Annotated in this window: 25 protein-coding genes; 14 read left to right on the plus strand and 11 right to left on the minus strand. The window is 66.7% G+C overall.

Annotated features, from left to right (window positions below):
* The first annotated feature begins 139 nt into the window (after positions 1-139).
* The 5 genes from M6E97_RS24410 to M6E97_RS24430 all read left to right on the plus strand — a co-directional run bounded on the left by M6E97_RS24410 (position 140) and on the right by M6E97_RS24430 (position 3,502).
* The gene (locus M6E97_RS24410) at positions 140-352 is read left to right on the plus strand and encodes a DUF1127 domain-containing protein (RefSeq protein ID WP_003096905.1); all 213 of its coding nucleotides are present in this window, start codon (positions 140-142) and stop codon (positions 350-352) included.
* A 95-nt stretch (positions 353-447) separates the two neighbouring features.
* Positions 448-765, plus strand: a complete 318-nt coding sequence (locus M6E97_RS24415; RefSeq protein WP_003096907.1) for a DUF2388 domain-containing protein — start codon at positions 448-450, stop codon at positions 763-765.
* Positions 766-889: 124 nt separating this feature from the next.
* Positions 890-1,183: a DUF2388 domain-containing protein gene (locus M6E97_RS24420; RefSeq protein ID WP_003110362.1), complete on the plus strand. Its 294-nt coding sequence runs from the start codon at positions 890-892 to the stop codon at positions 1,181-1,183.
* Between the two features lie 43 nt (positions 1,184-1,226).
* Entirely contained in the window at positions 1,227-1,547 is a 321-nt protein-coding gene (locus M6E97_RS24425) for a DUF2388 domain-containing protein (RefSeq protein ID WP_003114112.1), read from the plus strand.
* Positions 1,544-3,502: a DUF4105 domain-containing protein gene (locus M6E97_RS24430; protein WP_003110363.1), complete on the plus strand. Its 1,959-nt coding sequence runs from the start codon at positions 1,544-1,546 to the stop codon at positions 3,500-3,502. The genes M6E97_RS24425 and M6E97_RS24430 overlap by 4 nt, the downstream gene beginning before the upstream one ends.
* 104 nt (positions 3,503-3,606) lie before the next feature.
* On the opposite strand, the gene M6E97_RS24435 is transcribed toward M6E97_RS24430, so the two are convergent.
* Positions 3,607-4,026 (minus strand): GFA family protein, encoded by a 420-nt coding sequence (locus tag M6E97_RS24435; protein WP_003110364.1) that lies wholly within the window; start codon positions 4,024-4,026, stop codon positions 3,607-3,609.
* A gap of 67 nt (positions 4,027-4,093) precedes the next feature.
* Between M6E97_RS24435 and M6E97_RS24440 the strand changes: the two genes are divergently transcribed.
* From M6E97_RS24440 to M6E97_RS24455, 4 genes are all read left to right on the plus strand, one after another.
* The gene (locus M6E97_RS24440; protein ID WP_009878316.1) at positions 4,094-5,038 is read left to right on the plus strand and encodes an AEC family transporter; all 945 of its coding nucleotides are present in this window, start codon (positions 4,094-4,096) and stop codon (positions 5,036-5,038) included.
* Positions 5,035-5,397 (plus strand): DUF2388 domain-containing protein, encoded by a 363-nt coding sequence (locus M6E97_RS24445; protein ID WP_019484460.1) that lies wholly within the window; start codon positions 5,035-5,037, stop codon positions 5,395-5,397. Before M6E97_RS24440 ends, M6E97_RS24445 begins: the two co-directional genes overlap by 4 nt.
* 279 nt (positions 5,398-5,676) lie before the next feature.
* Positions 5,677-6,981, plus strand: a complete 1,305-nt coding sequence (locus M6E97_RS24450; RefSeq protein ID WP_003096918.1) for a CitMHS family transporter — start codon at positions 5,677-5,679, stop codon at positions 6,979-6,981.
* A 20-nt stretch (positions 6,982-7,001) separates the two neighbouring features.
* On the plus strand, positions 7,002-7,766 hold the full coding sequence (locus tag M6E97_RS24455) for a TerC family protein (protein WP_033938239.1): 765 nt from the start codon (positions 7,002-7,004) through the stop codon (positions 7,764-7,766).
* 5 nt (positions 7,767-7,771) lie between these two features.
* Here M6E97_RS24455 and prfH read toward each other — a convergent pair whose 3' ends face one another.
* The 3 genes from prfH to M6E97_RS24470 all read right to left on the minus strand — a co-directional run bounded on the left by prfH (position 7,772) and on the right by M6E97_RS24470 (position 10,690).
* Positions 7,772-8,386: a peptide chain release factor H gene (prfH, locus tag M6E97_RS24460; RefSeq protein ID WP_009878317.1), complete on the minus strand. Its 615-nt coding sequence runs from the start codon at positions 8,384-8,386 to the stop codon at positions 7,772-7,774.
* Positions 8,383-9,522 carry an RNA ligase RtcB family protein gene (locus M6E97_RS24465; protein ID WP_033938240.1) on the minus strand — a complete coding sequence of 380 codons (1,140 nt, stop codon included), beginning with the start codon at positions 9,520-9,522 and terminating at the stop codon, positions 8,383-8,385. The genes prfH and M6E97_RS24465 overlap by 4 nt, the downstream gene beginning before the upstream one ends.
* Positions 9,523-9,889: 367 nt before the next feature.
* The gene (locus M6E97_RS24470) at positions 9,890-10,690 is read right to left on the minus strand and encodes an ABC transporter substrate-binding protein (RefSeq protein ID WP_003142128.1); all 801 of its coding nucleotides are present in this window, start codon (positions 10,688-10,690) and stop codon (positions 9,890-9,892) included.
* Positions 10,691-11,043: 353 nt separating this feature from the next.
* Here M6E97_RS24470 and M6E97_RS24475 point away from each other — a divergent pair, with 353 nt between their 5' ends.
* Both M6E97_RS24475 and M6E97_RS24480 read left to right on the plus strand, forming a co-directional pair.
* Positions 11,044-12,792 (plus strand): Na/Pi cotransporter family protein, encoded by a 1,749-nt coding sequence (locus tag M6E97_RS24475; RefSeq protein WP_003136417.1) that lies wholly within the window; start codon positions 11,044-11,046, stop codon positions 12,790-12,792.
* Between the two features lie 68 nt (positions 12,793-12,860).
* Positions 12,861-14,234 carry a M16 family metallopeptidase gene (locus M6E97_RS24480; RefSeq protein ID WP_033938242.1) on the plus strand — a complete coding sequence of 458 codons (1,374 nt, stop codon included), beginning with the start codon at positions 12,861-12,863 and terminating at the stop codon, positions 14,232-14,234.
* A gap of 5 nt (positions 14,235-14,239) precedes the next feature.
* Here M6E97_RS24480 and M6E97_RS24485 read toward each other — a convergent pair whose 3' ends face one another.
* Both M6E97_RS24485 and M6E97_RS24490 read right to left on the minus strand, forming a co-directional pair.
* Positions 14,240-14,800 (minus strand): GNAT family N-acetyltransferase, encoded by a 561-nt coding sequence (locus M6E97_RS24485; protein WP_003096934.1) that lies wholly within the window; start codon positions 14,798-14,800, stop codon positions 14,240-14,242.
* 142 nt (positions 14,801-14,942) lie between these two features.
* Entirely contained in the window at positions 14,943-16,232 is a 1,290-nt protein-coding gene (locus M6E97_RS24490) for an MFS transporter (protein ID WP_003096941.1), read from the minus strand.
* A gap of 374 nt (positions 16,233-16,606) precedes the next feature.
* On the opposite strand from M6E97_RS24490, the gene M6E97_RS24495 reads away from it, so the two are divergent.
* Positions 16,607-17,647, plus strand: coding sequence for a DUF5924 family protein (locus tag M6E97_RS24495; protein WP_003136421.1), 1,041 nt, complete (start codon positions 16,607-16,609; stop codon positions 17,645-17,647).
* Positions 17,648-17,665: 18 nt separating this feature from the next.
* Here M6E97_RS24495 and M6E97_RS24500 read toward each other — a convergent pair whose 3' ends face one another.
* The 4 genes from M6E97_RS24500 to M6E97_RS24515 all read right to left on the minus strand — a co-directional run bounded on the left by M6E97_RS24500 (position 17,666) and on the right by M6E97_RS24515 (position 21,697).
* On the minus strand, positions 17,666-18,895 hold the full coding sequence (locus tag M6E97_RS24500; protein WP_003096953.1) for a nucleoside recognition domain-containing protein: 1,230 nt from the start codon (positions 18,893-18,895) through the stop codon (positions 17,666-17,668).
* 104 nt (positions 18,896-18,999) lie between these two features.
* Entirely contained in the window at positions 19,000-20,334 is a 1,335-nt protein-coding gene (gene gltP, locus M6E97_RS24505; protein ID WP_003096956.1) for a glutamate/aspartate:proton symporter GltP, read from the minus strand.
* A gap of 712 nt (positions 20,335-21,046) precedes the next feature.
* Positions 21,047-21,514: an inhibitor of vertebrate lysozyme family protein gene (locus M6E97_RS24510; RefSeq protein ID WP_003096958.1), complete on the minus strand. Its 468-nt coding sequence runs from the start codon at positions 21,512-21,514 to the stop codon at positions 21,047-21,049.
* Between the two features lie 21 nt (positions 21,515-21,535).
* Entirely contained in the window at positions 21,536-21,697 is a 162-nt protein-coding gene (locus M6E97_RS24515) for a DUF1328 domain-containing protein (protein WP_003096961.1), read from the minus strand.
* Positions 21,698-22,164: 467 nt separating this feature from the next.
* Between M6E97_RS24515 and algB the strand changes: the two genes are divergently transcribed.
* Positions 22,165-23,514, plus strand: a complete 1,350-nt coding sequence (gene algB, locus M6E97_RS24520) for a sigma-54-dependent response regulator transcription factor AlgB (RefSeq protein WP_003096964.1) — start codon at positions 22,165-22,167, stop codon at positions 23,512-23,514.
* On the plus strand, positions 23,511-25,298 hold the full coding sequence (locus tag M6E97_RS24525; RefSeq protein ID WP_079381476.1) for a KinB sensor domain-containing domain: 1,788 nt from the start codon (positions 23,511-23,513) through the stop codon (positions 25,296-25,298). The genes algB and M6E97_RS24525 overlap by 4 nt, the downstream gene beginning before the upstream one ends.
* Before the next feature lie 34 nt (positions 25,299-25,332).
* On the opposite strand, the gene ampDh2 is transcribed toward M6E97_RS24525, so the two are convergent.
* Entirely contained in the window at positions 25,333-26,112 is a 780-nt protein-coding gene (gene ampDh2 / locus M6E97_RS24530) for an N-acetylmuramoyl-L-alanine amidase AmpDh2 (protein WP_033938247.1), read from the minus strand.
* Between the last annotated feature and the right edge of the window lie 21 nt (positions 26,113-26,133).

The following is a 26,133-nucleotide window of genomic DNA, read 5'->3' on the forward strand; positions in this document are numbered from 1 at the left end:
AGCCGGGCGGAACAGTTGCCGGGGCCACCGAACTGTTCCGTCCAACTCCCGCGTGGTTGCCCCTGAGCAAGCCAGCGGTCCCGGCGCATCATGAGGTTCCACACCCCGCCCCCATCCCCGGGATGGGAAGGAACGCACGATGAGGACATCCCCGCACCCGCACGCCGGGAGTTCCAGCGGTCTCCCGGCCGCCCATCCACATCTCGCCGCCCTGCTGGAAAAGTTGAATTCCTGGCGACAAAACGCTCGATCGCGCAAGCATCTTGCGCAAATGTCCGAACACGACCTCGCCGACCTGGCGATCAGCCCGAGCGAACGCTACGTAGAGATTTCGAAACCTTTCTGGCGCTGAGCCGCTGGTGACGTGGCGCACAGTTGGTTAGTCTCAGCGTTGACACGGCCGCGCGGATGCGGCCGTCTACGCTGACTTCGTTCGGAGCAACTCACATGAAACGTCTGCGCCTGATCGGTGCCGCTGCCCTGCTCGCCTGCGCCTCCAGCGCGTTCGCCAGCAGCTTCGTGGTCACCACGGATACCCTGGTCCGCGCCACCGGCATGACCTCCAATGCCACTTCGGACATCACCAATTCCTTCCGCGACGACAAGATCGTCCTCGAAGCGCGCGACGACGCCGCCAGCTTCGTCGCCAGCCAGGGCGACATCCGCGGCTCGCACCTGGAAGCCGCACTGCGCCACATCCGTGGCAAGCTGCCGAGCCTGGCCGCCAACGACATGCAACTGGCCCAGGCGATCCTGACCATCTGAGTCGCCCGCCCCGCCGCCGCAGCCGCCCGGCTGCGGCGATGACCCGGCCGACCGGCCACACTGGCTCCGCGCCGCACATTCCGTTAGCCTTGGCGGCTGTTCCAGTCCTATTCCGCTCAACCCCATGCGTTACCGGTTCTCGTTGTTCTTCTGTTGCCTGCTGGCGCCCGCTGCGCACGCCTTCGATACCACGACGGCGTTCACCGCGAAGTCTCTTTACGTCACCAGCAAGCTGACCAGCACGCCGTTCGAGAACAAATTGTTACGCGATGCCCGGGGCGATGCGGCCAGTTTCGTCGCCAGCGATGGCAGCATCCGCGGTGCGCGCCTGGAAGCGGCATTGCGCTGGCTGCGTGTCGCGCACCCCGAGCTGGCGGCCAGCGATCAGGAACTGGCCGAAGCAATTCTTGCCCAATAGGCGATCACCACCGTTCCGGAGAACCTCCATGCGCCGTAGCTCCATGCGTCATAGCCCCCTGTTCGCCGCCCTGCTGCTGGCGCTCTGCGCCACGGCCGCGGAAGCACGCTCGGTGGTCGCGACCAGCAATATCATCGTCCGCGCCCTCGACCGCAGCATCGACTTCACTTCCGACACCACCACTTCCGTGCGCGACATGAAAGTGGTCACCGAGGCGCGCGACGACGCCGCCAGTTTCGTCGCCAGCGACGGCGCCATTCGCGGCGCCCAGCTGGAAGCCGCGATGCGGACCCTGCGCAGCCGTCTGCCGGAAGCCCGTGAAGCCTCCGACCAGGTACTTGCCGAAGCCATTCTCGCCCTGTGAGGAAGGCCTGCGCCTGGCTGCTGGCGCTGGCCCTCTGCGGAGCCGGCAACGCGACGGCGGCCCTGCGCCTGAAACTCGACGCGCCTGGGCTGGACCCTGCGCAGCGCGAGGCCAGCCAGCAACTCTTGGACGAAGCCGCGGACAAGCTGCCGCCGGCCTTCCGCGAACGCCTGGACCGCGAGATCGAGGTCGAGTGGCGCGACGACCTGCCCGCCAACGGCATGGGCCAGGCCCGTGGCCCGCAGCGCATCGCGCTGAACCGCAAGTACCTGGCCGATCTCACCGACGGCAGCGCCGCCAGCCGCCAGACCGGGCGCGTGCACGGCACCGAGCGGCGCGAGCTGCTGGCGACCCTGCTGCACGAGCTGACCCACGTCTACGATCGCGCGCGCCTGTGGTCGGCGGAGGAAAAACGCGAGATCCGCCGCTGCACGCGCCAGGAAGAAACCCTCGGCCGGATCGCCCAGCCCACCGATTGCCGCGGGCAGAGCGGTCGCCGCTTCACGCTCTCCGACGACCCGCGCCTGCTCGATCTCGCCGGCTGGCCGCAGCGCGCCGGCCAGCGCGGGCGGCGCGAGGCGCACAATGGCTTCGTACTGCGCAGCCCGGACGTCTACGAGCTGAGCAATCCGCGCGAGTTCGTCGCGGTGAACATGGAGTACTTCCTTCTCGATCCCAGCTACGCCTGCCGCCGCCCGGCGCTCTACCGCTACTACCAGCAACGCTTCGGCTGGGCGCCGGAACACAGCGCCTGTGCGCAGAGCTTCGCCTACCTCAACGCCGGCCGCGACTTCGGCCAGCAGCCGCTGGGCCAGCTCGACCCCGAGCGGGTCTACGAGGTCGACTACCTGCTGGCCGAGGCCAACGACAACCTGGTCAGCCGCTGGGGCCACACCATGCTCCGCCTGGTGATCTGCGCCCCCGGCCGGCCGCGCGGGCCGGACTGCCGGCTGGACCTCGACCAGCATCTGGTGCTGTCCTACCGCGCCTTCGTCGGCGACCTGCAATTGTCCAGCTGGGACGGCCTGACCGGCGCCTATCCGTCGCGCCTGTTCGTCCTGCCGCTGTCGCAGGTGATAGAGGAATACACCAAGGTCGAGCTGCGCAGCCTCGCCTCGGTGCCGCTGAAGCTGGACCGCGAGGAGGTCGCCAGCCTGGTCGAGCGCGCCGCGCAGAGTCACTGGAGCTACGACGGTCAGTACTACTTCATCTCCAACAATTGCGCGGTGGAAACCCTCAAGCTGCTGCGCAGCGGCATCCCCCGGCGACCGCTGCAAAGCCTGGACAGCATCACCCCCTACGGCGTGCTCGAGATGCTGGAGAACCGCAAGCTGGCCGATCCCAGCGTGCTCGACGACCCCAAGGAAGCCCTGCGCCTGGGCTACCGCTTCGACTCCTTCCGCGACCGCTACCAGGCGATGTTCGATGTGCTCAAGCAGCGCCTGCACATTCCCCAGGACAAGGTCGAGGACTGGCTGGCGCTGCCGGCCAGGGAGCGCCAGCCCTGGTTCGCCAAGGCCGACCTGCGCGCCAGCGCCGCGCTGCTGCTGCTCGAGCAGGCCTCGCTGCGGCGCCAACTGCTGCTCGCCCAGGACGAGTTGAAGCGCCTGTACCTCGGCCATCTGGACAAGCCGGCCGGCGACCAGCGCCTGGAAGTGGCCGGCAAGACCTTCCAGCAGATCCTCGACGACAGCGGCTTCCTCAGTCGTCCGGCGGAACTCCTGGAGGGCGGCTACGGCCTGCCGCAGGCCGCCGAGTGGAAGCACCTGGAAGAGCAGACCCGCGAACGCCAGGCGCGCCTGCGCCGGCTCAGCGACGACCTCGACCGCGAGGTCCGCGCCCTGCTCGATCCCGAGCGCCGCGCCGAGCTGGAAGCCAACGAGGCCAACATCAAGGAGGTCGGCGCGCACCTGCGCGAGCTGCACAAGGCGGCCGGCGGGCTGATGCTGCCCTGAGGGAGGCGCCTGCAGGACGCGTCCCGGGCGCTCTTCCAGCGCCTCGCAGACGGCGGATAACGCTCTGCGTTATTCGCCCTACAGGTGCCAGCTCCGGTCTTCGCTCACGGGGCGTCCGCTCCGGCGATGAACTCCTCGTCCTCTTCGGGCAACTGCGGGTCGAGGTGTAGCCATGGCAGGCGGCTGCCGACCCAGATGTGCCGGTTGGCGGGGGCGCGCTCGGGATGGTCGAGGCTGGCCACGGTGAAGTCCAGGGTATCGGCGCTGAGCCGGGTGAACAACGCCAGGTTGGCCCCGCAACGCGGGCAGAAGTAGCGCGTGCAGCTGGCCGACGAGGCATATTCCGCCGCTTCGCCCGCCAGCCAGCGGAACGCCGCGCGCGGCACCGTGGCCCAGGTGGTGACGATGCCGCCGGTGGTGCGCCGGCAGATCGAGCAGTGGCAGTGAGCGACATCGTCCAGCGGCGCGGCGACGGCGTAGCGCAGATAGCCGCAATGGCAACCGCCGGTATGGGTCTCGGGCATGGCGAATCCTCCTCGCGGGAGTGCCAGCATAAGCCGGACTTGCCCTGTGCCGCAGCCACCTCGCAAGATGAGCGGATTCCACTATCCGGGGGTGCCCGTGACCGCTCTGCTCTACTCCCTCTGGCCGCTGTTCGCCCTCATCGTCGGCGGTTACGCCCTGCGCCGCTGGGACTTTCCCGGCGAAGCCTTCTGGCCTGCCGCAGAACGCCTGAACTACTTCATCCTGTTTCCCGCGCTGCTGTTCAGCAACCTGGCGACCGCGCCGCTGGACGACCCCGGCCTGGCCCGCCAGGCCCTGGCCGTACTGCTCGGGCTCGGCGTCGCCTGGCTCGCCCTGCTGCTCTGCAAGCGCTGGCGCGGCTGGGACGCCGGGCGCTTCGGCGCCATCGCCCAAGGCGTATTGCGCTTCAACACCTATCTCGGCCTGGCCGCGGTCGGCAGCCTGTACGGCAAGCCGGGCCTGACCCTGGCCGCGCTGATGCTGGCGCTGATGGTGCCGACGGTGAACGTGATGTCGGTCTGGGCGCTGACCGCCGAGCGCGGCATCAGCCTGCGCGCGCTGCTGCTGCCGATCCTGAAGAACCCGCTGATCCTCGCCTGCCTCGCCGGCGCACTGGTCAACCTGGCCGGCGTCGGCCTGCCCGGCGGCAGCGATCGCCTGCTCAACCTGCTGGCGGTGGCCAGCCTGCCGCTGGGCCTGCTGTGCGTCGGCGCGGCGCTGAAACCCCAGGAACTCGGCGGCGAAGTCGCGGCCCTTGGCTGGAACTGCGCGGCGCGGCTGCTGGCGATGCCCCTGCTGGCCTTCGCCATCGCTCGCGGGCTGGGCCTGCCGAGCATGGAAAACGCCGTGCTGGTGCTGTTCTTCGCCCTGCCGACGGCGCCCACCGCCTATGTGCTGACCCGCCAACTGGGCGGCGACGGCCACCTGATGGCGGGCATCATCACCTTGCAAACGCTGCTTTCCGGCGCCACCCTGGTCGGCGTACTCCTCGTGCTGCAAGGAAGCCCATGACGACAGGACGCGTGGCCGCCGCCCTCACGGCGCTCTGCCTGCTCTGCCAACCGGCCTTCGGTTTCATCAAGGTGTTTCCCGAATTCGACGACGAACCCGGCGCCGCCACCTTCTTCTGGGCGGCCGTCACCACCGTCGGCCCGTTCATCGGCAGCACCGTCAGCGCACAGGAGTCCAGCGCTGACGAGGGCGACAAGCTCGTCCAGGCGCGGGACGACGCCGCCAGCTTCGTCGCCAGCGACGGTGCGATCCATGGCGCGTACCTCCAGGCGGCCTTGCAGGTCCTGCGCCAGGCCCCGGAAAACGCTGGGTACAGCGACCTGCAACTGGCCGCGGCGCTCCTCGCGCGGCAGCCCTGATCGACCACATATCCGAAATTACCCGCACGTTTCCCGCCGTTATCCAGCGAAAGCTGCCTGAAAGCTTCCCGCCGTAGCATCCGCCCACCACCGGCAGAAGACCGGTCACGACGGCGCGTCCATGAGACGCCCGCTTACCCGTACAAAAACAACAATGGTGATTGCCATGCCCCGTTCCGCACACGCCTACAGCCGCACTCCGTCCGCGCGACGCCTCCCGCCCGCCGCCTGCTGACCGCACGCCGCACGCCCGTCCGCCGTCTTCCCCGGAGTGAATCCATGCTGACCCTGCTCGCCTTCGCCATGGTGGCGACCTTCATGTTCCTGATCATGACCAAGCGCCTGTCCGCGCTGATCGCGCTGATCCTGGTCCCGATCGCCTTCGCCCTGATCGGCGGTTTCGCCGCCGGCCTCGGCCCGATGATGCTCGACGGCATCCGCACCCTGGCGCCGACCGGGGTGATGCTGATGTTCGCGATCCTCTACTTCGCCATCATGATCGACTCCGGGCTGTTCGACCCGGCGGTGCGCAAGATCCTCCGGCTGGTCAAGGGCGACCCGCTGAAGGTCTCGCTGGGCACCGCGGCGCTGGCGATGATCGTCTCCCTCGACGGCGACGGCTCGACCACCTACATGATCTGCGTGGCCGCCGTGCTGCCGTTGTACAGCCGCCTGGGCATGAGCCCGCTGGTGATGGCCTGCCTGATCATGCTCTCCAGCGGCGTGCTCAACATGACCCCCTGGGGTGGCCCCACCGCCCGCGCGGCGAGTGCCCTGCACGTCGACCCCGCGGATATCTTCGTGCCGATGATCCCGGCGATGATCGCCGGGCTGCTAGCGATCTTCGCCATCGCCTGGATCTACGGCAAGCGCGAGCGCGCCCGCCTCGGCGAGCTGCACCTGCCCACCGACCATGAGGACCTGGCGGAGATCAGCGTGTCGCAGTATCCGGAGGCGCGCCGGCCCAAGCTGCTGTGGTTCAACGCCATTCTCACCGTGGTCCTGATGGCGACCCTGATCGCCGGCCTGCTGCCGATGCCGGTGCTGTTCATGATCGCCTTCGGCATCGCCATGATCGTCAACTACCCGTGCATCCAGGAGCAGAAGAAGCGCATCGGCGCGCACGCCGAGAACATTCTCGCGGTGGTCTCGCTGATCTTCGCCGCCGGGGTGTTCACCGGCATCCTCTCCGGCACCGGGATGGTCGACGCCATGTCCAAGAGCCTGCTGGCGGTGATCCCGCCGGCGCTGGGCCCATACCTGGCGACCATCACCGCGCTGGTGAGCATGCCGTTCACCTTCTTCATGTCCAACGACGCCTTCTACTACGGCGTCCTGCCGATCCTCACCCAGGCCGCCGCCGAATACGGCATCACCCCGGTGGAAATGGCCCGCGCCTCGATCGTCGGCCAGCCGGTGCACCTGCTCAGCCCGCTGGTGCCCTCCACCTACCTGCTGGTGGGGCTGGCCAAGATCGACTTCGGCGACCACCAGCGCTTCACCCTGAAATGGGCCGTGCTGGTGTGCCTGGCAATCCTCGCCATGGCCCTGCTGCTGGGCCTGTTCCCCCTGTTCAGTAACTGACCGAGACGAGTGACCGCTTCATGGAATGGCTGACCAGCCCGGAAATCTGGATTGCGTTCTTCACCCTGACCGCCCTGGAGATCGTCCTCGGCATCGACAACATCATCATGATCTCGATCCTGGTCGGGCGCATGCCGAAGCACCTGCAGCCACGCACCCGCTTCTTCGGCCTGGCCCTGGCGATGGTGACGCGGATCCTGCTGTTGCTGTCGATCACCTGGGTCATGCGCCTGACCGCCGACCTCTTCCACCTGTTCGGCCAAGGCGTCTCCGGACGCGACCTGATCCTGTTCTTCGGCGGTCTGTTCCTGCTCTGGAAAAGCAGCTCGGAGATCTACCAGGGCCTGGAAGGCGAGGAAGAAAGCGGCGAGGAACCGAAGGGTTCGGCGGGCGGCTTCATCGGCACCATCATCCAGATCGCGATCATCGACATCGTCTTTTCCCTGGACTCGGTGATCACCGCCGTCGGCATGGTCTCCCACGTGCCGGTGATGGTCGCGGCGATCATCGTCGCGGTACTGGTGATGATGCTCTGCGCCGGCGCCATCAGCGACTTCATCGACAAGCACCCGTCGCTGAAGATGCTCGCCCTGTCGTTCCTCATCGTGGTCGGCACGGTGCTGATCGCCGAAGCCTTCGAAGTCCATGTGCCGAAGGGCTACGTCTACTTCGCCATGGCCTTCTCCCTGGCCGTGGAGGCGCTGAACATCCGCATGCGCGGCGCCGCTGCGCGCAAGCGGGGCGAAGAGCCAGTGAAGCTGCGCAAGGAAGTGCTCGGCGACTGAGCCGCTCAGGCCGGCTCGAAACGCTCGCCGCGGAATACCCGGCGAGCCGCGCCGCGACTGATCCGACCGTGGGCCTGGCGGCGCTCCGCGCGCAGCGCGTCGGCCGCGCTGCTCGCCTGGTCTGCGAGGCGCCGGGCGATCAGCAGGATCGCCAGGCGTTTGTTGGCGTGCTGGCTACGCTGGCTCTGCACCCTGACGCTGATGCCGCTGGCCAGGTGGGTGGCGCGCACCGCCGAGTCGGTGGTGTTGACATGCTGGCCGCCGGGGCCGGAAGAGCGCAGGGTCTCGAAACGGATCTCGCCCTCCAGACTGGCCGGCGGCGCGGCGAAGCGCTCCGCGCCGATGAACCAGTTCTTGCGCGCATGCCTTGCCCGGTAGGGGCTGGGGCAGATCCACTGGATACCGCCGCACCAGCGCTCGGCGAGCGCTTCGGCGGCAGTGCCGCGCAGCCCCAGGAGCAGCGAACGCCAGGTGCGCGAACGCTCGCCGGCCACCTCCTCGATTACCTCGACCTCGACGCCGGCTTGCGCCGCCTCGAGGCACAGCCGCTCGAACGCCTTCGCCACCGCCAGGCAGCATTCCGCCGGCCCCTGGGCCGCGGAGAGTTGCAGCAGGATCATCGGCAGCACTCCCCACGGGTCTTGTAGGTCAGCACCGGCTTCAGGCGGGCGACCAGGCGCAGCAGGCCGGCTTCGAGCAGCGCGCCGACCACCGAGTCGATACCCTTGTAGGCTTCCGGCGCTTCCTCGTAGATCAGTTGGCGGTCGCCACAGATCACCCTGCTGCCAAGGCGCGTACGGCCCAACTGGTCGACGCTGAAGCGCGCCGCCAGACGCTCCCGACACTCGCCGCGCTGCCATTTGCGACCGGCGCCGTGGGCCAGGGAGAACAGGCTCTGCGCGCTCGGCACAGGCTCCACCAGGTAGCTGTAGTCGCCGCGCGAGCCGGGGATCACCAGCACGCCCTGGTCGGCCGGGGTGGCGCCCTTGCGGTGCAGCCAGCCGTCGACGCCATCGACCTGTGCCGGCGCCACCAGGTTGTGGTTGACGTCGAGCAGTTCCAGGCCGTCGCAGCGCAAGCGTTCGAGAATGCGCCGGGCGATGAGCTGGCGGTTACCCTCGGCGAAGCGCAACGCATCGGCGTGGCGCGCCAGGTAGGCGGAAGCTTCCAGGCTGCCGTCGAGCAGGCCGGCGTGGCCGTGCAGGCTGACCTGCTCTTGCAGGATCGCCTGGCCGAGCCCGCGCGAGCCGCTATGCACCAGCAGTTGCAGGCGATCGGCATCGAGGCCGAGGGCGTGCAGGGCAGCCTGGTCGAACACGGTCTCGACCTGCTGTAGTTCGGCGAAGTGATTGCCGCCACCGATCGTGCCGAGCGCGCGCCAGTGCTCGCGGGCCGGCAGCTCCAGGGCTTCGATGCAATCGTTCCAGGTCTCGTCCAGCGGCAGTTCGAGATTGCCCAGGCGCTTTTCCAGTTTGTCCGCCGACAGCTTGCCGGGGGCCAGGCCGGTTTCCCACAGGGCCATGCCACAGCCGATGTCGTTGCCGACCAGCGCCGGGTAGAAGCGGCCGACGGAGAAGAACGCCGCGCCGACCGGATAGCCGCGACCGGGATGCAGGTCCGGGAGACCGACGACGCGGCGCATGCCGTCCAGCTCGGCGGTGGTTTGCAGTTGCTGGATCGCCTTGCCTTCGATCCAGGTGCTGTCCGAGGCGATCAGTGCGACGCCCGCGGACAAAGGCTTGATGTAGTTGCCCATAATCCAATCCATGTGATTGAAACGGTAGATCCGGGGGGCAGACCGAAGCCGAGCGGGCACTCGCGGAAGGGCGAAGGGCGTCTAACGGAGAAGTGAAAACCTGGGGAGCGGTGACCGCGGCAGCCGATGACCTCTCGCCGGAAGCTTGCGCGGACGCAAGGGCGGGAATCGTTCAGCGGTGCAGGGGGTCGAGCGGTAGGTTTCGGTGGCCGTTAGGCCAGGCGCAGCCTGCAAAGGGTAGAGAACTGAATCATCGATGTAACCTCCTTTGCGGTGCGTGAGTGGGGGAAATGAAGGGCGAATCCTAGGCGTTTCATTCCCACCGCGCAAGCCCCGGAAAGGCTCCGCGGTGGAAATGAGCGGCGCATCACTGCGCCGAAAGGGCCTGCACGGCGCCGGGCACCTCGCTGTTCCAGCGCTGGTAGAGCGCCCGCAGCTCGCCGGACGCCGCCATCTGCCGTACCCGCGCGTCATAGACCTCGCGCAGGAGCCGGCCGCTGGCGCTGTCGGCGAAGGTCATGAAGGACTCCTTGCCGGGCGGCAGTTGCGCGATCGGATAGGCATCGGCCGCCAGGTGCGCTTCGCTGCGCTGCTTTTCCAGTTCGTCCGGCTCGTCGAGGAAGAAATCCAGCTCGCCGTTCTGGACCTGCTCGGTGCAACGCTCGGGGCGGACGCACTCGACCAGGGTGAAGTCGCGCTGCTCCGCGGGGATCAGGTTGTAGCTGTGGCGCCAGCCGACGCGCTTGCCGGTGAGGCTGGCGCGGCCGGAAAAGGGCGTCTTCGCCGCATGCATCACGCCGTGGTACTCGATGTCGATCGGCAACTGGGCGTACAGCTTGCCCTCAACGCCGGGGATCTCGCCCGGCACGCCATCGACCATGGAGCCCGCGGTCATCAGCTTGTTGGCGCGGTTCCAGGGCATGTTGATGAATTTCACGTCGAGCCCGTAGGGCGCATAGACCTGCTTCAGCAGGTCCCAGTACAGACCGCTGCCGTCGGCGTTGGTATAGCCTTCCCAGGCCGGCGCGGCGAAGGTCGCCTTGCGGATGTGCGCCTGCTCCAGGCTATCGCCCAGCGCATCGGCCCGAACCGCCGGCGCTCCCCCTACCCCGAGCGCCAACACCGCCGCCGAGAGGCAGCCACTGATCCCCGCAAATCGCATCCGCACCACTCCTCTGTATCCCTCTAGACCGGGGCTTTTCAAAAGGTGCAAAGGATACCCTTCCTGTCGGCTAATTCCATGGCCTGTGGCGCAAACGCATGCATCGCACGGAAGGCGAAAAAATCTTCGCCGTTTCGCGGCGCGCACGCTTGAATGAAGGGTAGGCGCCCTGCCGCTCGGGCTGCCGGGACGAACTCCCGCGGGGGGCGCCTGTCCAAATATGACGTTCGTGTTACAACTCGCCTGAACGCTGCCTTTCCATCGTGGCCGTTGGCGCCGTTGTCCGGGCTCTGCGGCGCAACGCACGCGGAACCTGGCGCGAGGTTGGCCATTCGTCGTAGTGCCAGGGGGGCCACGCCATGCTGAAACTGCTCGACCTGCTCTCTGCCGTCGCCCTGCTGGTGTGGGGCACGCATATCGTCCGCACCGGAATTCTCCGGGTCTACGGCGCCGACCTGCGGCGCATCCTCAGTCGCAGCGTGGAAAAACGCCCGCTGGCGTTCGCCGCCGGCATCGGCGTCACCGCTCTGGTGCAAAGCAGCAACGCCACCGCCCTGCTGGCCACCTCCTTCGTCGCCCAGGGCCTGATGGCACTGGCGCCGGCCCTGGCGATCATGCTCGGCGCCGATGTCGGCACCGCGCTGATGGCGCGGGTGCTGACCCTCGACCTGTCGTGGCTTTCGCCATTGCTGATCTTCTTCGGCGTGATTTTCTTCCTCAGCCGCAAACAGACCCGCCTCGGCCAGCTCGGCCGGGTATTCATCGGCCTCGGCCTGATCATCCTGGCGCTCCAGCTGATCGTCGCTGCCGCCGAGCCGATGACCCAAGCCAAGGGCGTCAAGGTACTGTTCTCCAGCCTGACCGGCGACATCATGCTCGACGCGCTGACCGGCGCGTTGTTCGCCATGATTTCCTATTCCAGCCTGGCCGCCGTGCTGCTTACCGCGACCCTCGCCGCGTCCAAGGTGATCTCGCTGAAAGTCGCGCTGTGCCTGGTGGTCGGCGCCAACCTCGGCAGCGGCATCCTGGCCATGCTCAGCGCCACCGCGCAAAACGCCGCCGGTCGCCGGGTGGCCCTCGGCAGCCTGTTGTTCAAGGTCGCCGGCTGCCTGCTGGTGCTGCCCCTGGTGGGGCCACTGGCGGACTGGATGGATCACTGGCAGTTCAGCACAGCCGAACTGGTGATCGCCTTCCACGTGCTCTACAACGCCGCGCGCTGCCTCGCCTGCCTGCCGCTGACCAACGCCATGGCCAGCTTCTGCACCCGGGTGATGCCCGACCGCGCCCTTCCCGACGACGTCGCCCGGCCGCGCCATCTCGATCCCGCCGCCCTCGACACGCCGAGCCTGGCGCTGGCCAACGCGGTGCGCGAGACCCTGCGCATGGGCGATACCGTCGAGCAGATGCTGAACAATCTGATGCAGATCATCCGCGGCGGCGATCCGCTGCTCGGCAAGGACATCCGCAAGCTCGACGACGACGTCGACGCCCTCTACACCGCGATCAAGCTGTATCTGGCAAGGATGCCGCGCGAGGACCTGTCCGAACGCGACAGCCGGCGCTGGGCGGAGATCATCGAGCTGGCGATCAACCTGGAGCAGGCCGGCGACATCATCGAGCACATGCTCGCCGCCGTGCAGGACAAGAAGACCTCGCGCAGCCGCTCGTTCTCCGACACCGGCCTGGAAGAGATCGGCACCCTGTACCAGCAGTTGGTCTCCAACCTGCGCCTGGGTCTCTCAGTGTTCCTCAACGGCGACCTCGACAGCGCCAAGCGCCTGCGCCGGGCCAAGCAGCGCTTCCGCCTGCAGGAACGGCGCTACGCCCATGCCCATGTCGACCGCCTGCACCAGCAGGTGGTACAGAGCATCGAGACCAGCTCGCTGCACCTGGACCTGATCAGCGACATGAAGCGTCTCAACTCGCTGTTCTGCGCCATCGCCTACGCCGTGCTGGACAACCCTGACGCGCCGAGCAGCGCGGCCGACGAGGGCGTTCGCCAGGACGAGGACGACTGGGCCGACGAGGTCGACGACATGACCTCGGCGCCGCTGGCCGAGCCAGCGCTCGTCGAGGAGCGTGCGGAAACACGCCGTTCGCGACATTAGCCGTTCTGCGGGTAGGTTCGTCATGAAGCATCCGCTATTCTCGGTATTTTCAGTTCCAGGCTCGGCCCATGCGTTCGTTGTCCACCCTGCTGCTGTTCTGCCTGCTCTGCCCCTGGTCGTACGCCGACCAGCGCAGCGAGGTCGAAGCCTTCCAGCTGGAAAACGGCATGGGCGTGCTGCTCAAGCCCACCGAGCAGCGCCGGCACGTCTCGATCCGGCTGGTGGTGGGGGTCGGTTTCGCCGACTTCTCGTGCCGTGAAAAGCAGCTGCCGCACCTGCTCGAGCACCTGTTCTTCAGCGGCCTGGACGGCGGCGATGAGGCCGACCTGGAAGCCCGCATGCAGGCCCTCGGCGGGCAATGGAACGCCTATACCAGCGAAGGCGACACCACCTTCGTCATCGAGGCGCCTGCCGCCACCCAGCGGCAGGTCCTCGACCTGTTGCTGGACACCATCACCCGCACCGAACTGGACGAGCCGCGCATCGCCGCCGCCAAGCGGGTGATCGAGCGCGAAGGCGGTGGCCATTACTCGCACCTGCAGCGCTGGCTCGACCGCGAGAACCTGGGCCGTGGCGCCATGGACCAACTGGCGGTGGAACTGGGCCTGGCCTGCTCCCAGCGCGCGCCGCTGGCGCCGCTTGGCGCGGAGCAGCTGGAGCGGCTGCGCAGCGACTGGTACGTACCGGGCAACATGACCCTGGTCCTGGTCGGTGACCTCGATCCGCGCCTGCCGGCCTATCTGACCCGGACCTTCGGCACCCTGGAAGACCACGAGCTCCCCGAGCGCCGCGAGCTGCCGGCGGCCAACGGGCATGCCGAGGCCAGGCGCACCCTGATCACCCGGCCATTCGGCGAAGGTGCGATGCTGCACTGGATCTATCCGGAGCCGGACGACGCCGACCCGGACGCCATGGTCCTGCTCCAGGCCTATATGAACGACGCGCTGTACGCCGACCTGCGTGTGCGTCGCGGACTCACCTACGGGCCATCGACCGATCGCCAGGTGTTCGCCAACCAGGGCTTCTTCAGCCTCGACGCGGATGTCGAGCGCAGCGACCTGCCCGCCACCGAGGCCGCCCTGCGCGAGTTGCTCGACGGCATCCGCCAGCATGGCCTGGACCCGGGGCGTTTCAAGCGGGTGCAATTCGCCGAGCGCGCCAGGCTGGCCTGGAGCACTCAGGGCAACGCGGCGCTGGCGGACTATTACTGGGGCTCGCTGGCCGACTACGAGGACGGCCATTTCCCCAATGAGGAGCGCCGCCTGGCGAAGGTCAGCCTGCAACAGGCGAACGCGCTGGCGAAGCGGCTGTTCGACGGCGAAGGCTACCTGCGCATCGAAAAGCCGCTGTTCGACGACGACATGCTCTACCCGTTGCTACTCGCCGCCGGTCTCCTGGCCAGCGGCCTGCTCTGGTTCGGCCTGCGCCGCCGGCGCGCCTGAGCGGGCTACAGGGCCAGGCGGTGGATGACCTGGGTCGAGTCGTCCGGGTCGCGCTGGCCGACGAAGCCCAGTGCGCAACACAGGTCGCGCATCGCCCGGTTGGCCGCCGAGTCCACCGAATACATCTGGCGGAAGCCGTTGCGCCGCGCCACGTCGATCAGATGGCGCATCAGCACGGCGTCGAGGCCCAGCCCCTGGTAGTCGTCGGCGATGGTTACCGCGCATTCGCACTGCCCTTCCTCGCAACAGGCGGCGTAGCGGCTGATACCGACCTCGCGCAGCTCGCCGTCCTCGTGCACCAGGGCAACGAAGGCCATGCTCTGCTGGTAGTCGATGTCCATCAGTTGGTCGAGCAGCGCCGGGCTGGCTTCCTTGATCTCGCCGAGGAAGCGGAAGTGGCGGGTTGCCGGGGACAGCCGGTTGATGAACTGGCGTTCGCGCTCCCGGTCCTCCTCGCGCAGGGGACGGATCAGCACGTGGCGGCCATCGTCGAGGGACTCGACCCAATGGTCGCCCTCCACCGCCGCGAACGCGGAAGACCGGCTGGCATTTTGTACATTGGACATGATGCGATCTCCAGGAAGGGAAGGAAGTCGGTACAACCACTTCCTTCCTGTCTACGCGGTTTGGCGCAGCTCCGGTTGATCGACATCAACGCCGCCGCCGCAGCCCCGGCGGGAGCCGACGCACGGCATGCGGCGAAACGCCTCAGGCGTTGGCCAGCTCGGCCTCGGCGATCTCCTTGCCGCGCCGGCGGAACAGCACCAGGGTGGCGAGCAGCCCCAGCAGCGCCGCGCCACTGAGCCAGATGCCCGGAGCCGCGCGGTTGTCCAGGGTATGGATCAGCCAGGTGCAGACCGCCGGGGTGAAACCACCGAAGGTCGCCGTAGCCAGGCTGTAGGCGAGGGAGAAACCGGTGGTGCGCACGTCCGCCGGCATCACCTCGGTCAACGCCACCACCATCGCGCCGTTGTAGCTGCTGTAGAGGAACGACAGCCACAACTCGACGCCGAGCAGGCCGGCGAAACTCGGCTCGCGGACCAGCCAGGACAGCGCCGGGTAGGCGGTCAGCAGTGCCAGCGCGGAGGCACCCAGCAACAATGGCTTGCGCCCGATGCGGTCGGAGAACGCGCCCATCACCGGCAGCCAGATGAAGTTGGACAGGCCGATGCACATGGTCACCAGCAGGCTGTCGAGGTCCGACAGTTGCAACTCATTCTTGCCGAAGGTCGGCGTGTAGGCGGTGATCAGGTAGAACGATACGGTGGTCATCACCACCATCGCGGTACCGGCCAGCACTACGCCGAAGTTCTGCCCGATGGAGCGCAGCACCTGCGACAGCGACGGTCGGTGGGTGCGCGCCTCGAACTCCGGCGTTTCCTCCAGCGAGCGACGGATGACGAACAGCGCCGGAACGATCAGGCAGCCGATGAAGAACGGTACGCGCCAGCCCCATTCGCCCATGTCCTGCGGGCTCAGCCACTGGTTGAGGAGCACGCCGAGCAGGCCGGCGAAGACCACCGCGACCTGCTGGCTGGCCGACTGCCAACTGACGAAGAAGCCTTTGCGTCCTGGCGTGGCGATCTCCGACAGGTAGACCGAAACCCCTCCCAGCTCGACGCCGGCGGAAAAACCCTGCAGGAGCCGGCCGAACAGCACCAGCAACGGCGCCGCCACGCCCAGCGTGGCATAGCCGGGAACGAAGGCGATCAGCAGGGTGCCCATGGCCATCAGGCCGAGGGTAATGATCAGGCCCTGGCGGCGGCCGTGGCGATCGATGTAGGCGCCCAGGAACACCGCACCCAACGGCCGCATCAGGAAGCCGGCGCCAAAGGTGGCGAGGGACAGCATCAGGGAGGCGAACGGGTTGTCGCCGGGGAAGAAGGTCTTGGCGATGGCGGTGGCGTAGAAGCCATACACCATGAAGTCGTACATCTCGAGGAAGTTGCCACTGACCACACGGAAAATGGCGACGCCTTTGGATTTATTAGAGGCCATGGGACACACACTCAGGCAGACACGGGGAAGCGGTCCATGGCGGCGTCGATGGCCACGCAGGCGGGTACGTCATCCATCGACCGAGTTGTAACCATATGTGTAAAAACTCCTGTCGAACAATCTAAAATTGCCCGAAAGGTGCGAATTGAAGGGGTTTGAAAGGCTGCCGAAAGCTTCGCGACCATCGGTCGGGAAAGCGACGCCTTTTTCCCTGGTCGCCCTCCGCGAAAGGAGAACGGAGCCTCTGTCGGGCGAAGGAAACATTCGCCGCGCGGTAGCTGTCCTTCGTTCATACCCAGGAAACCCGGCCGGGGTTATGCTGCGCGCCCCGGCCGGCTGGCCGAGCAGATCCGATCGAGAACCCGCTGTTCCCCATGCCCAACCAACAACGCCCCATCCTCAAGGCCCGCCTGGAGCAACTGATCGCCCTGGTCGGCGGCCTGATGGCCCGCTATCCACGCACCATCGCCCTGTTCGGCTTCTGTTCGGGCGTGTTCAGTTTCATCATGGTCGACCGGCAGAAGGGCTTCGCCCAGGTACTGGCAATCATCATGCTGGTCAGCTGGGTCTGGTTGATCCTCGAGAACCTCCTGCGGGAGACCTTCGCCCGCCGCTTCGGCTGGGAGATCCCGGCGCCGCTGCTGCGCTACGCGACCCAACTGATCCACCAGGAAAGCCTGTTCTTCGTCCTGCCGTTCTTTCTCATCACCACCACCTGGAACAGCGGTCAGGCGCTGTTCACAGGGACGCTGGCCGCCGCGGCGCTGATCTCCATCACCGATCCGCTCTACTATCGCTGGCTGTCCAGGCGTCGCTGGGTGTTCCTCGCCTACCACACCCTGACCCTGTTTGCGGTGTTGCTGACCTCGCTGCCGATCCTGCTGCACCTGACCACCCCGGAAAGCTACCGGTTGTCGCTGGGCATCGCCGTCGTGCTGTCCTTCCCCAGCCTGCTCGTGACCTTCCCGCTACAGCACTGGTGGCGCGGCTTCCTGCTTCTCGGCCTGACCCTGGCGGTAGGCCTGGCCGGCTGGTTCGGCCGTACCTGGGTGCCGCCGGCCACCCTGTGGCTGACCGAAGTGGCGGTGAGCAGCCAGTTCGACGACCAGAGCCGCACGCCCGGCGACAGCCTGGAGCAGGTCGGCGCCAGCCAGTTGCGCAGCCAGGGCCTGTTCGCCTATACCGCGATCAACGCGCCGCGCGGCCTCGACGAGCGCATCTATCACGTGTGGATGTTCAACGGGAAGGAGTTCGACCGCATCGCCCTGGATATCCACGGCGGCCGCAAGGAGGGCTACCGGGCCTGGACCCACAAGCAGAACTTCCCCGGCGACCCGGTCGGCCACTGGCAGGTGAAGGTACTCACCGAGGCCGGACAGATGATCGGCACCCTGCGCTTCGACGTCACCCAGTGACGTCGAAGCCTGGCGACCTCAGGCGAAGAACCAGTAGCACACGCCGATGGAGGCGATGACCCCGGCCAGGTCCGCGGTCAGCGCGCAGCCCACCGCGTGGCGCGCGCGCTGCAGGCCGACCGAGCCGAAATAGACGGCGAGCACGTAGAAGGTGGTCTCGGTGCTGCCCTGCACGGTGGCGGCGACCAGCGCCGGGAAACTGTCGACGCCGTGGGTCTGCATGGTCTCCAGCAGCATCGCCCGCGCCGCGCTGCCGGAGAACGGCTTGACCAGCGCGGTGGGCAGCGCCTCGACGAAGCGGCTGTCCCAGCCCAGCCCCTCGACCGCCCAGCGTATCCCGCCGAGTACCACTTCCAGCGCCCCGGAGGCGCGCAGCACGCCAACCGCGCAAAGCATCGCGACCAGGTACGGCAACAGGTTCCTGGCGACGTCGAAACCTTCCTTCGCCCCCTCCACGAAGCTCTCGTAGACCGGCACCTTCTTCAGCGCGCCGACGATCAGGAACAGCACGATCAGGCTGAACAGCGTCAGGTTGCCCAACAGCGAGGACAGTTGTGCCAGCGCGGTGGCCGAGAGCGTGCCGAGCACCGCCATGAAGCCGGCCAGCAGCAACGCGCCGGGGATCAGGTAGGCCAGCACCACCGGGTCCCACAGGCGCAGGCGCTGCATCAGCGCCACCGACAGCAGGCCGGCCAGGGTCGAGGCGCTGGTGGCCAGGAGGATCGGCAGGAATACCAGGGTCGGATCGGCCGCGCCCTGCTGCGCGCGGTACATGAAGATGGTCACCGGCAGCAAGGTCAGGGACGAGGCGTTGAGCACCAGGAAGAGGATCTGCGCATTGCTCGCGGTGGTGCTGCTGGGATTGAGCTCCTGCAACGCCTTCATCGCCTTCAGGCCGATCGGCGTGGCGGCGTTGTCCAAACCCAGGCCATTGGCGGCGAAGTTCAGGGTGATCAGGCCGATCGCCGGATGCCCCGGCGGCACTTCCGGCATCAGCCGACGGAACAGCGGACCGAGCAGCACCGCCAGGCGCTCCACCAGACCGGCCTTCTCGGCGATGCGCAGGAAGCCGAGCCAGAGCGTCAGGGTGCCGAACAGCAGGACCATCACCTCGACCGCCAGCTTGGCCATGGCGAACAGGCTCTCCACCATCGCCGCGAACACCGTCGCATCGCCGCCGATCAACCAGCGCGCCAGCGCGCTCGCCGCCGCCACCAGGAAAAAACCCAACCACAAGCCGTTCAGCATTCAGAATCCCCCGCGTTGCGCGGATGATAGCGGCGCAGGCGGTGCCGGCGCCAGAAACGCCGAGGCCCCGGACGATGCCGGGGCCTCCTGGGCGGGAAGCCGCCTTATTCGAGGGTGGCCTGCTTGCCCTTGGCTTCGCCGACCGCCTGCCGCAGGTGCGGCAGCGAATCCCAGTAGCGCTGGCCCTTGGCCGCGTCGTACATGCCTTCCCACTTGGAGATGACCAGCACCGCGAGGGCATTGCCGATCACGTTGAGGGCGGTGCGCGCCATGTCCATGATGCGGTCCACGCCGGCGATGAAGGCCAGGCCCTCGAGCGGGATGCCGACGCTGCCCAGGGTGGCGAGCAGCACCACGAAGGATACGCCCGGCACGCCGGCGATACCCTTGGAAGTCACCATCAGGGTCAGCACCAGCATGATCTGCTGGCCGATGGACAGGTCGATGCCGTAGAGCTGCGCGATGAAGATCGCCGCGATGCTCTGGTACAGGGTCGAGCCATCGAGGTTGAAGGAGTAGCCGGTGGGCACCACGAAGCTGCTGATCGCCTTCGGCGCGCCGTAGGCTTCCATTTTCTCGATGATGCGCGGCAGCACGGTTTCCGAGCTGGCGGTGGAATAGGCGAGGACCAGGTCGTCCTTGAAGATGCGGATCAGGCGCATGATCGAGAAGCCGAACATCCGCGCGATCAGGCCCAGCACCACCAGGGCGAAGAAGACGATGGCCACGTAGACCAGGATCACCAGCTTGGCCAGCGGCAGCAGCGAGGCGAAGCCGAAGTTGGCGACGGTCACCGCGATCAGGGCGAAGACACCGATAGGGGCGTACTTCATGATCATGTGGGTGACCTTGAACATGGTCTCGGAAACGCCCTGGAACACCTTCACCAGCGGCTCGCGCAGGTCGTTGGGCAGGCTCGACAGGCCGAGGCCGAACATCACCGAGAAGAAGATGATCGGCAGCATCTCGCCACGGGCGATGGCGGCGAAGACGTTGGAGGGAATCAGGTTGAGGATGGTCGCGATGAACGCATGGTCATGCTGCACTTCCTGGGTGGTCTTCTGGTACTGGGAAATGTCCACGGTACCCAGGGTGCTCATGTCGATGCCGGTGCCGGGCTGGAACAGGTTGGCCAGCAGCAGGCCGACGACGATGGCGACGGTGGTGACGATCTCGAAGTAGATGATGGTCTTCAGGCCGATGCGGCCAAGCTTCTTCGCGTCGCCGACGCCGGCGATGCCGACCACCAGCGAGGAAATCACGATCGGCACCACGATCATCTTGATCAGACGGATGAAGATGTCGCCGGCCGGTTGCAGCACGTTGGCGATCCACCAGGCCTTTTCGGCGCTGAAATGGTTGAGCACTGCGCCGACGGCGATACCGAGTGCCAGACCGATCACGATCTGCCAGGCGAGGCTTAGCTTGGCTTTACCCATGTTTCGTCACCCTTAATTCTTGTGGAAGTCGGGAGTCGCTCCAACGGGAGAGTCGCTCCCGACAGGCGAAAGGGCGCAATGATTCATGCGCTCCCCTACCCCGTCTAATGCCGTAAGTGACTGCCCCATGCCGAATCGGCATGAGAAATCACTAATGAAACGTCCGTCCCACAGGAAATTGCCCTTGATTTTCGTACAAGAACAGGGAGCGGAAGGCACTCCGTGCAAGGCCTGGGAGCCTCGTGCCCATCCTGGGAAGTTGAAAGTCGCTCATCATCGCTGCGATGGATGGTCACAGGACACGCAACGCCGTCCGGCACGCCATCGCCGGCTGTGGATAAGCGGCGTTCTGTGGATAACCGCGCGGTAAAGCCCTTCTGGGAGGGCGCCTCGGAACGCGCGGGTGGTCGATTGTAAAACGACTCCGCCATCCACAGGCATTGATCGATATCAGGGAAGTTCGCGGAGTATCGGTGCGGAAGCCGACGCTCCGCCGGACGGCGGAGCGTCGTACCCCTTCTATATATAGAAGCGCGCCGGAAGGCAGCGAGACATCGGTGGCTCCCCTCCGGCGCGTTTTCGCCTGGCCCGACCCCGAAGGAGGTACTCCCTGTACCCCTGGAACCCGCCGGATCGACCTCACCCAGCGCATCCCGGTCCCCTGGCCATGCCCCGCTGCGGGCGGGGCGGTGTCACGCAAGCCCGTTCCGCCTCAGTACCAGTTCGGATCGGCCTTGAGTTGTTCGTCGAGGATCTTCTGTACCGCCGGCTCCGGCTTGCCCAGCCAGCGGAAGCTGGCGTGCTTGCTCGGCGACTTGTCCTGCGGCAGCCCTTCGGGCACCTGCACGTAGAGCCCGTAGGCATGGCTCTTGTCCCAATCGAAGGCGACCAGCAGGCGCTGGCCCTTGCAATCGGACTTCTCGCAGAGACCGCCAACCAGATACTTGTCGCCCTGGTCGTCGACGGCATGCATCGGTGTAGCGGTTCCCGAGAGATTCATCACCCAGTCGGGCAAGCGGCTCTCGTCTTCCACCAGGTTCTGCCAGGCCTCGCGGTATCCGGCATCGGTGCTCTGCAATTCGTTCAAGCGGTATTCACCGTCCCTGTCGGCCGCCACCGCCAGCGAACTGGCGGCGGCACCGAGCAGCAGTGCGTTCATCAGGTTACGCATGAGTCGCATCGCTTTCTCCTTGGCATCCGGCTAGCCGCGACGGCGTCCGAAGAAGAACGAGACCACGAAGAGCACCAGGAACAGCACGAAGAGGATCTTCGCGATTCCGGTGGCGGCACCTGCGATGCCACCAAACCCGAGGACGGCAGCGATGATGGCGATGATCAGAAAGGTGATAGCCCAACTAAGCATGATGTTTTCTCCTGTGTGCCTTCGGAACTGTCGGTACCGCCTCGGGGCCGGGCCCATCGGGGTAGCGAACCGGCCTGTGTCCATTTTTTCTTCAGGGAGACCGTGACTACCTCATTGCACGCCCCATGCCAGCCTTTCTGAAAAATAAAAATACTTTTAATTCAATAAGTTATAAAACAACCCAGGTAGTCTGCGCAGTTCATCCTGCACGACGCGACAAATTATTCCGGGCGTTTTGCACGATCGGCGCGGTACGCTGTCACATGCAACAGGGAAGCGACCCGGCACCTGCTACCCGGAGCCATCCGTGGAGCCGCCACGGCTTCCCGAAAACCCAAGAACAGCAACATCGGCAGGTTGCACGCCGCCCGGATGGGCGGCGGGGCGCTCTGCAACTTGCATGGGCTTTCCGGGGACTAACCCAGAAGCCGAATGGCAGTGAATTCCCTAGAGGATAAAAAGCAACGATGGAAACCACTTCCGAAAAACAGGGGCGCATCCTGCTGGTCGATGACGAGTCGGCGATCCTGCGCACTTTCCGTTATTGCCTCGAAGACGAAGGCTACAGCGTGGCCACCGCCAGCAGTGCGCCGCAGGCGGAGGCCCTGTTGCAGCGCCAGGTATTCGACCTGTGCTTCCTCGATCTGCGCCTGGGCGAAGACAACGGGCTCGACGTTCTCGCCCAGATGCGCGTCCAGGCGCCATGGATGCGCGTGGTGATCGTCACCGCGCATTCGGCGGTGGATACCGCGGTCGACGCCATGCAGGCCGGCGCGGTGGATTACCTGGTCAAGCCCTGCAGCCCGGACCAACTGCGCCTGGCCGCCGCCAAGCAACTGGAGGTGCGCCAACTGACCGCGCGCCTGGAGGCCCTGGAGGACGAAGTGCGCCGCCAGGGCGACGGCCTGGAATCGCACAGCCCGGCCATGGCCGCGGTACTGGAGACCGCGCGCCAGGTCGCGGCGACCGACGCCAACATCCTCATCCTCGGCGAATCCGGCTCCGGCAAGGGCGAACTGGCACGCGCCATCCACACCTGGAGCAAACGCGCGAAGAAGCCCCAGGTCACCATCAACTGCCCGTCGCTGACCGCCGAACTGATGGAAAGTGAACTGTTCGGGCACAGTCGCGGCGCCTTCACCGGTGCCACCGAAAGCACCCTGGGCAGGGTCAGCCAGGCTGACGGCGGCACCCTGTTCCTCGACGAGATCGGCGACTTCCCGCTGACCTTGCAACCCAAGCTGCTGCGCTTCATCCAGGACAAGGAATACGAACGCGTCGGCGATCCGGTGACCCGCCGCGCCGACGTACGCATCCTTGCCGCGACCAACCGCGACCTGGGCGCGATGGTCGCCCAGGGCCAGTTCCGCGAGGACCTGCTCTACCGCCTCAACGTGATCGTGCTCAACCTGCCTCCCCTGCGCGAACGCGCCGAGGATATCCTCGGCCTGGCCGAACGTTTCCTCGCCCGCTTCGTCAAGGACTACGGCCGCCCCGCCCGCGGCTTCAGCGAAGCCGCCCGCGAGGCCATGCGGCAATACCCCTGGCCGGGCAACGTACGCGAGCTACGCAACGTGATCGAGCGCGCCAGCATCATCTGCAACCAGGAACGGGTGGATGTCGACCACCTCGGTTTCAGCGCTGCGCAATCTGCCAGCAGCGCGCCGCGGATCGGCGAATCGCTGAGCCTGGAAGACCTGGAGAAAGCCCATATCACGGCGGTGATGGCCTCCAGCGCGACCCTCGACCAGGCCGCCAAGACCCTCGGTATCGATGCCTCGACCCTGTACCGGAAGCGCAAGCAGTACGGCCTATGAGCATGCCGCTGCCGATGAAGCTCCGGACCCGGTTGTTCCTCAGCATTTCCGCGCTGATCACCGTCTCGCTGTTCGGCCTGTTGCTCGGGTTGTTCAGCGTGATGCAGCTCGGCCGCGCTCAGGAGCAACGGATGTCGCACCACCACGCGACCATCGAGGTGAGCCAGCAGTTGCGCCAGCTGCTCGGCGACCAGTTGGTCATACTGCTCCGCGAAAAACCCGACGGGCAGGCCCTGGAGCGCTCGCAGAACGATTTCCGACGGGTCCTGGAACAGGGTCGGGCGAATACCGTCGACGACGCCGAGCAGGCCGCCCTGGATGGCGTTCGCGACGCCTACCTGCAACTGCAGGCGCACACCCCGGCGCTGCTCAAGGCGCCCATGGCCGACAACGACGGCTTCAGCGAAGCCTTCAATACCCTGCGCCTACGCCTGCAGGACCTGCAGCAACTGGCGCTGGCCGGCATCAGCGACGCCGAGACCAGCGCCCGCCACCGAGCCTACCTGGTCGCCGGCCTGCTTGGCCTGGTGGGCGTCGCCATCCTGCTGATCGGTTTCGTCACCGCCCACAGCATCGCCCGGCGCTTCGGCGCACCGATCGAAACCCTGGCGCGGGCGGCGGACAGGATCGGCGAAGGCGATTTCGACGTGACCCTGCCGATGACCAACGTCGCCGAGGTCGGCCAGTTGACCCGGCGTTTCGGCCTGATGGCCGAGGCCCTGCGGCAGTACCGCAAGACCAGCGTCGAAGAGGTGCTTTCCGGCGAGCGGCGCCTGCAGGCGGTACTCGACAGCATCGACGACGGCCTGGTGATCTTCGACAACCAGGGACGCATCGAACACGCCAACCCGGTCGCGATCCGCCAGCTGTTCGTCTCCAACGACCCCCATGGCAAGCGGATCGACGAAATACTCAGCGATGTAGATGTCCAGGAGGCGGTGGAAAAGGCCCTGCTCGGCGAAGTCCAGGACGAGGCGATGCCCGACCTGGTGGTGGACGTCGCCGGCGAGTCGCGCCTGCTGGCCTGGTCGCTGTATCCGGTCACCCATCCCGGCGGGCATAGCGTCGGCGCGGTGCTGGTGGTCCGCGACGTGACCGAGCAGCGCGCCTTCGAACGGGTCCGCAGCGAATTCGTCCTGCGCGCCTCCCACGAACTGCGTACGCCGGTGACCGGCATGCAGATGGCCTTCAGCCTGCTCCGCGAACGCCTGGACTTCCCCGCGGAGTCGCGGGAAGCGGACCTGATCCAGACGGTGGACGAAGAGATGTCGCGACTGGTCCTGCTGATCAACGACCTATTGAACTTCTCGCGCTACCAGACCGGCATGCAGAAGCTCGAACTGGCGTCCTGCGACCTCGTCGACCTGCTCACCCAGGCGCAGCAGCGTTTCACTCCCAAGGGCGAGGCCCGCCGGGTCTCGCTGCAACTGGAGCTGGGCGATGAACTGCCGCGCCTGCAGCTCGACCGCCTGCAGATCGAGCGGGTGATCGACAACCTGCTGGAAAACGCCCTGCGCCATAGCAGCGAAGGCGGGCAGATCCACCTGCAGGCCCGGCGCCAGGGCGACCGGGTGCTGATCGCGGTGGAAGACAATGGCGAAGGCATTCCCTTCAGCCAGCAAGGACGGATCTTCGAGCCTTTCGTCCAGGTCGGACGCAAGAAGGGCGGCGCCGGCCTCGGCCTGGCGCTGTGCAAGGAAATCATCCAGCTGCATGGCGGGCGCATCGCGGTGCGCTCGCAACCGGGCCAGGGCGCGCGCTTCTACATGCTGCTGCCGGTGTGACCGGGGCCGCTCCCGGCAGGCTTTTCCATAGGCCTCAGGAAGTCGGCACCGCCAGCAGCAGCGCGGCGGTTTCCAGGTCCGGCTCGCCATCGAAGCGGGCCGGACGGTATTTCATCTGGAAAGCGCCGATGACGTCGCGGGTGTCCTTCTCCAGCTCGCCGGTCTGCGGCACCAGGTAACCGTGCCGCGCCAACTGCTGCTGGAACCAGCGCACATCCGGCAGCTGGCCGTTCAGTTCGGCGAGCCGGTGCGCCAATTCGCCGGGCTTCGGCCAGGGCACCAGGCCGGCGTCGGCGAGGCGCTTCCAGGGGAACAGCGGACCCGGATCGACCTTGCGGCCCGGCGCGATATCGCTGTGTCCGATGATCCGGTCCGGAGTGATGCCGTGGCGCTTGGCGATGTCCTTCAGCAGGGGGATCAGCGCCTGGATCTGCGCTTCGCTGAACGGATACCAGACCCGCCCCTGGGGTGTATCGCGATAGCCCTGGTTGACGATCTCGATGCCGATCGAGGTGGCGTTCAGCCAGGTCCGGCCCTGCCATTCACTGACCCCGGCGTGCCAGGCGCGGCGGTTCTCATCCACCAGGCGGTAGACGGTGGCCGGCTCGTCGTCGCCGATCAGGTAGTGCGCGCTGACGCCACCGTGGGTGAGGATGCCCAGCGAATGCGGCAGATCGGTGGAGGTGTAGTGGAGGACGATGAACTGGACACGGCTGTCCTGGTTCGCCGAGGTGTAGTCGGTATTCAGGCGCGGGCCGCTGGAGCAGCCGGCCAGCAGCGACAGGGTGATAGCCAGTAGAACGAACGAACGCATGATGACTCCGAAAAAAATGGG

The organism is Pseudomonas sp. B111 (assembly GCF_026428275.1).
GTDB classification, from domain to species: domain Bacteria; phylum Pseudomonadota; class Gammaproteobacteria; order Pseudomonadales; family Pseudomonadaceae; genus Pseudomonas; species Pseudomonas aeruginosa.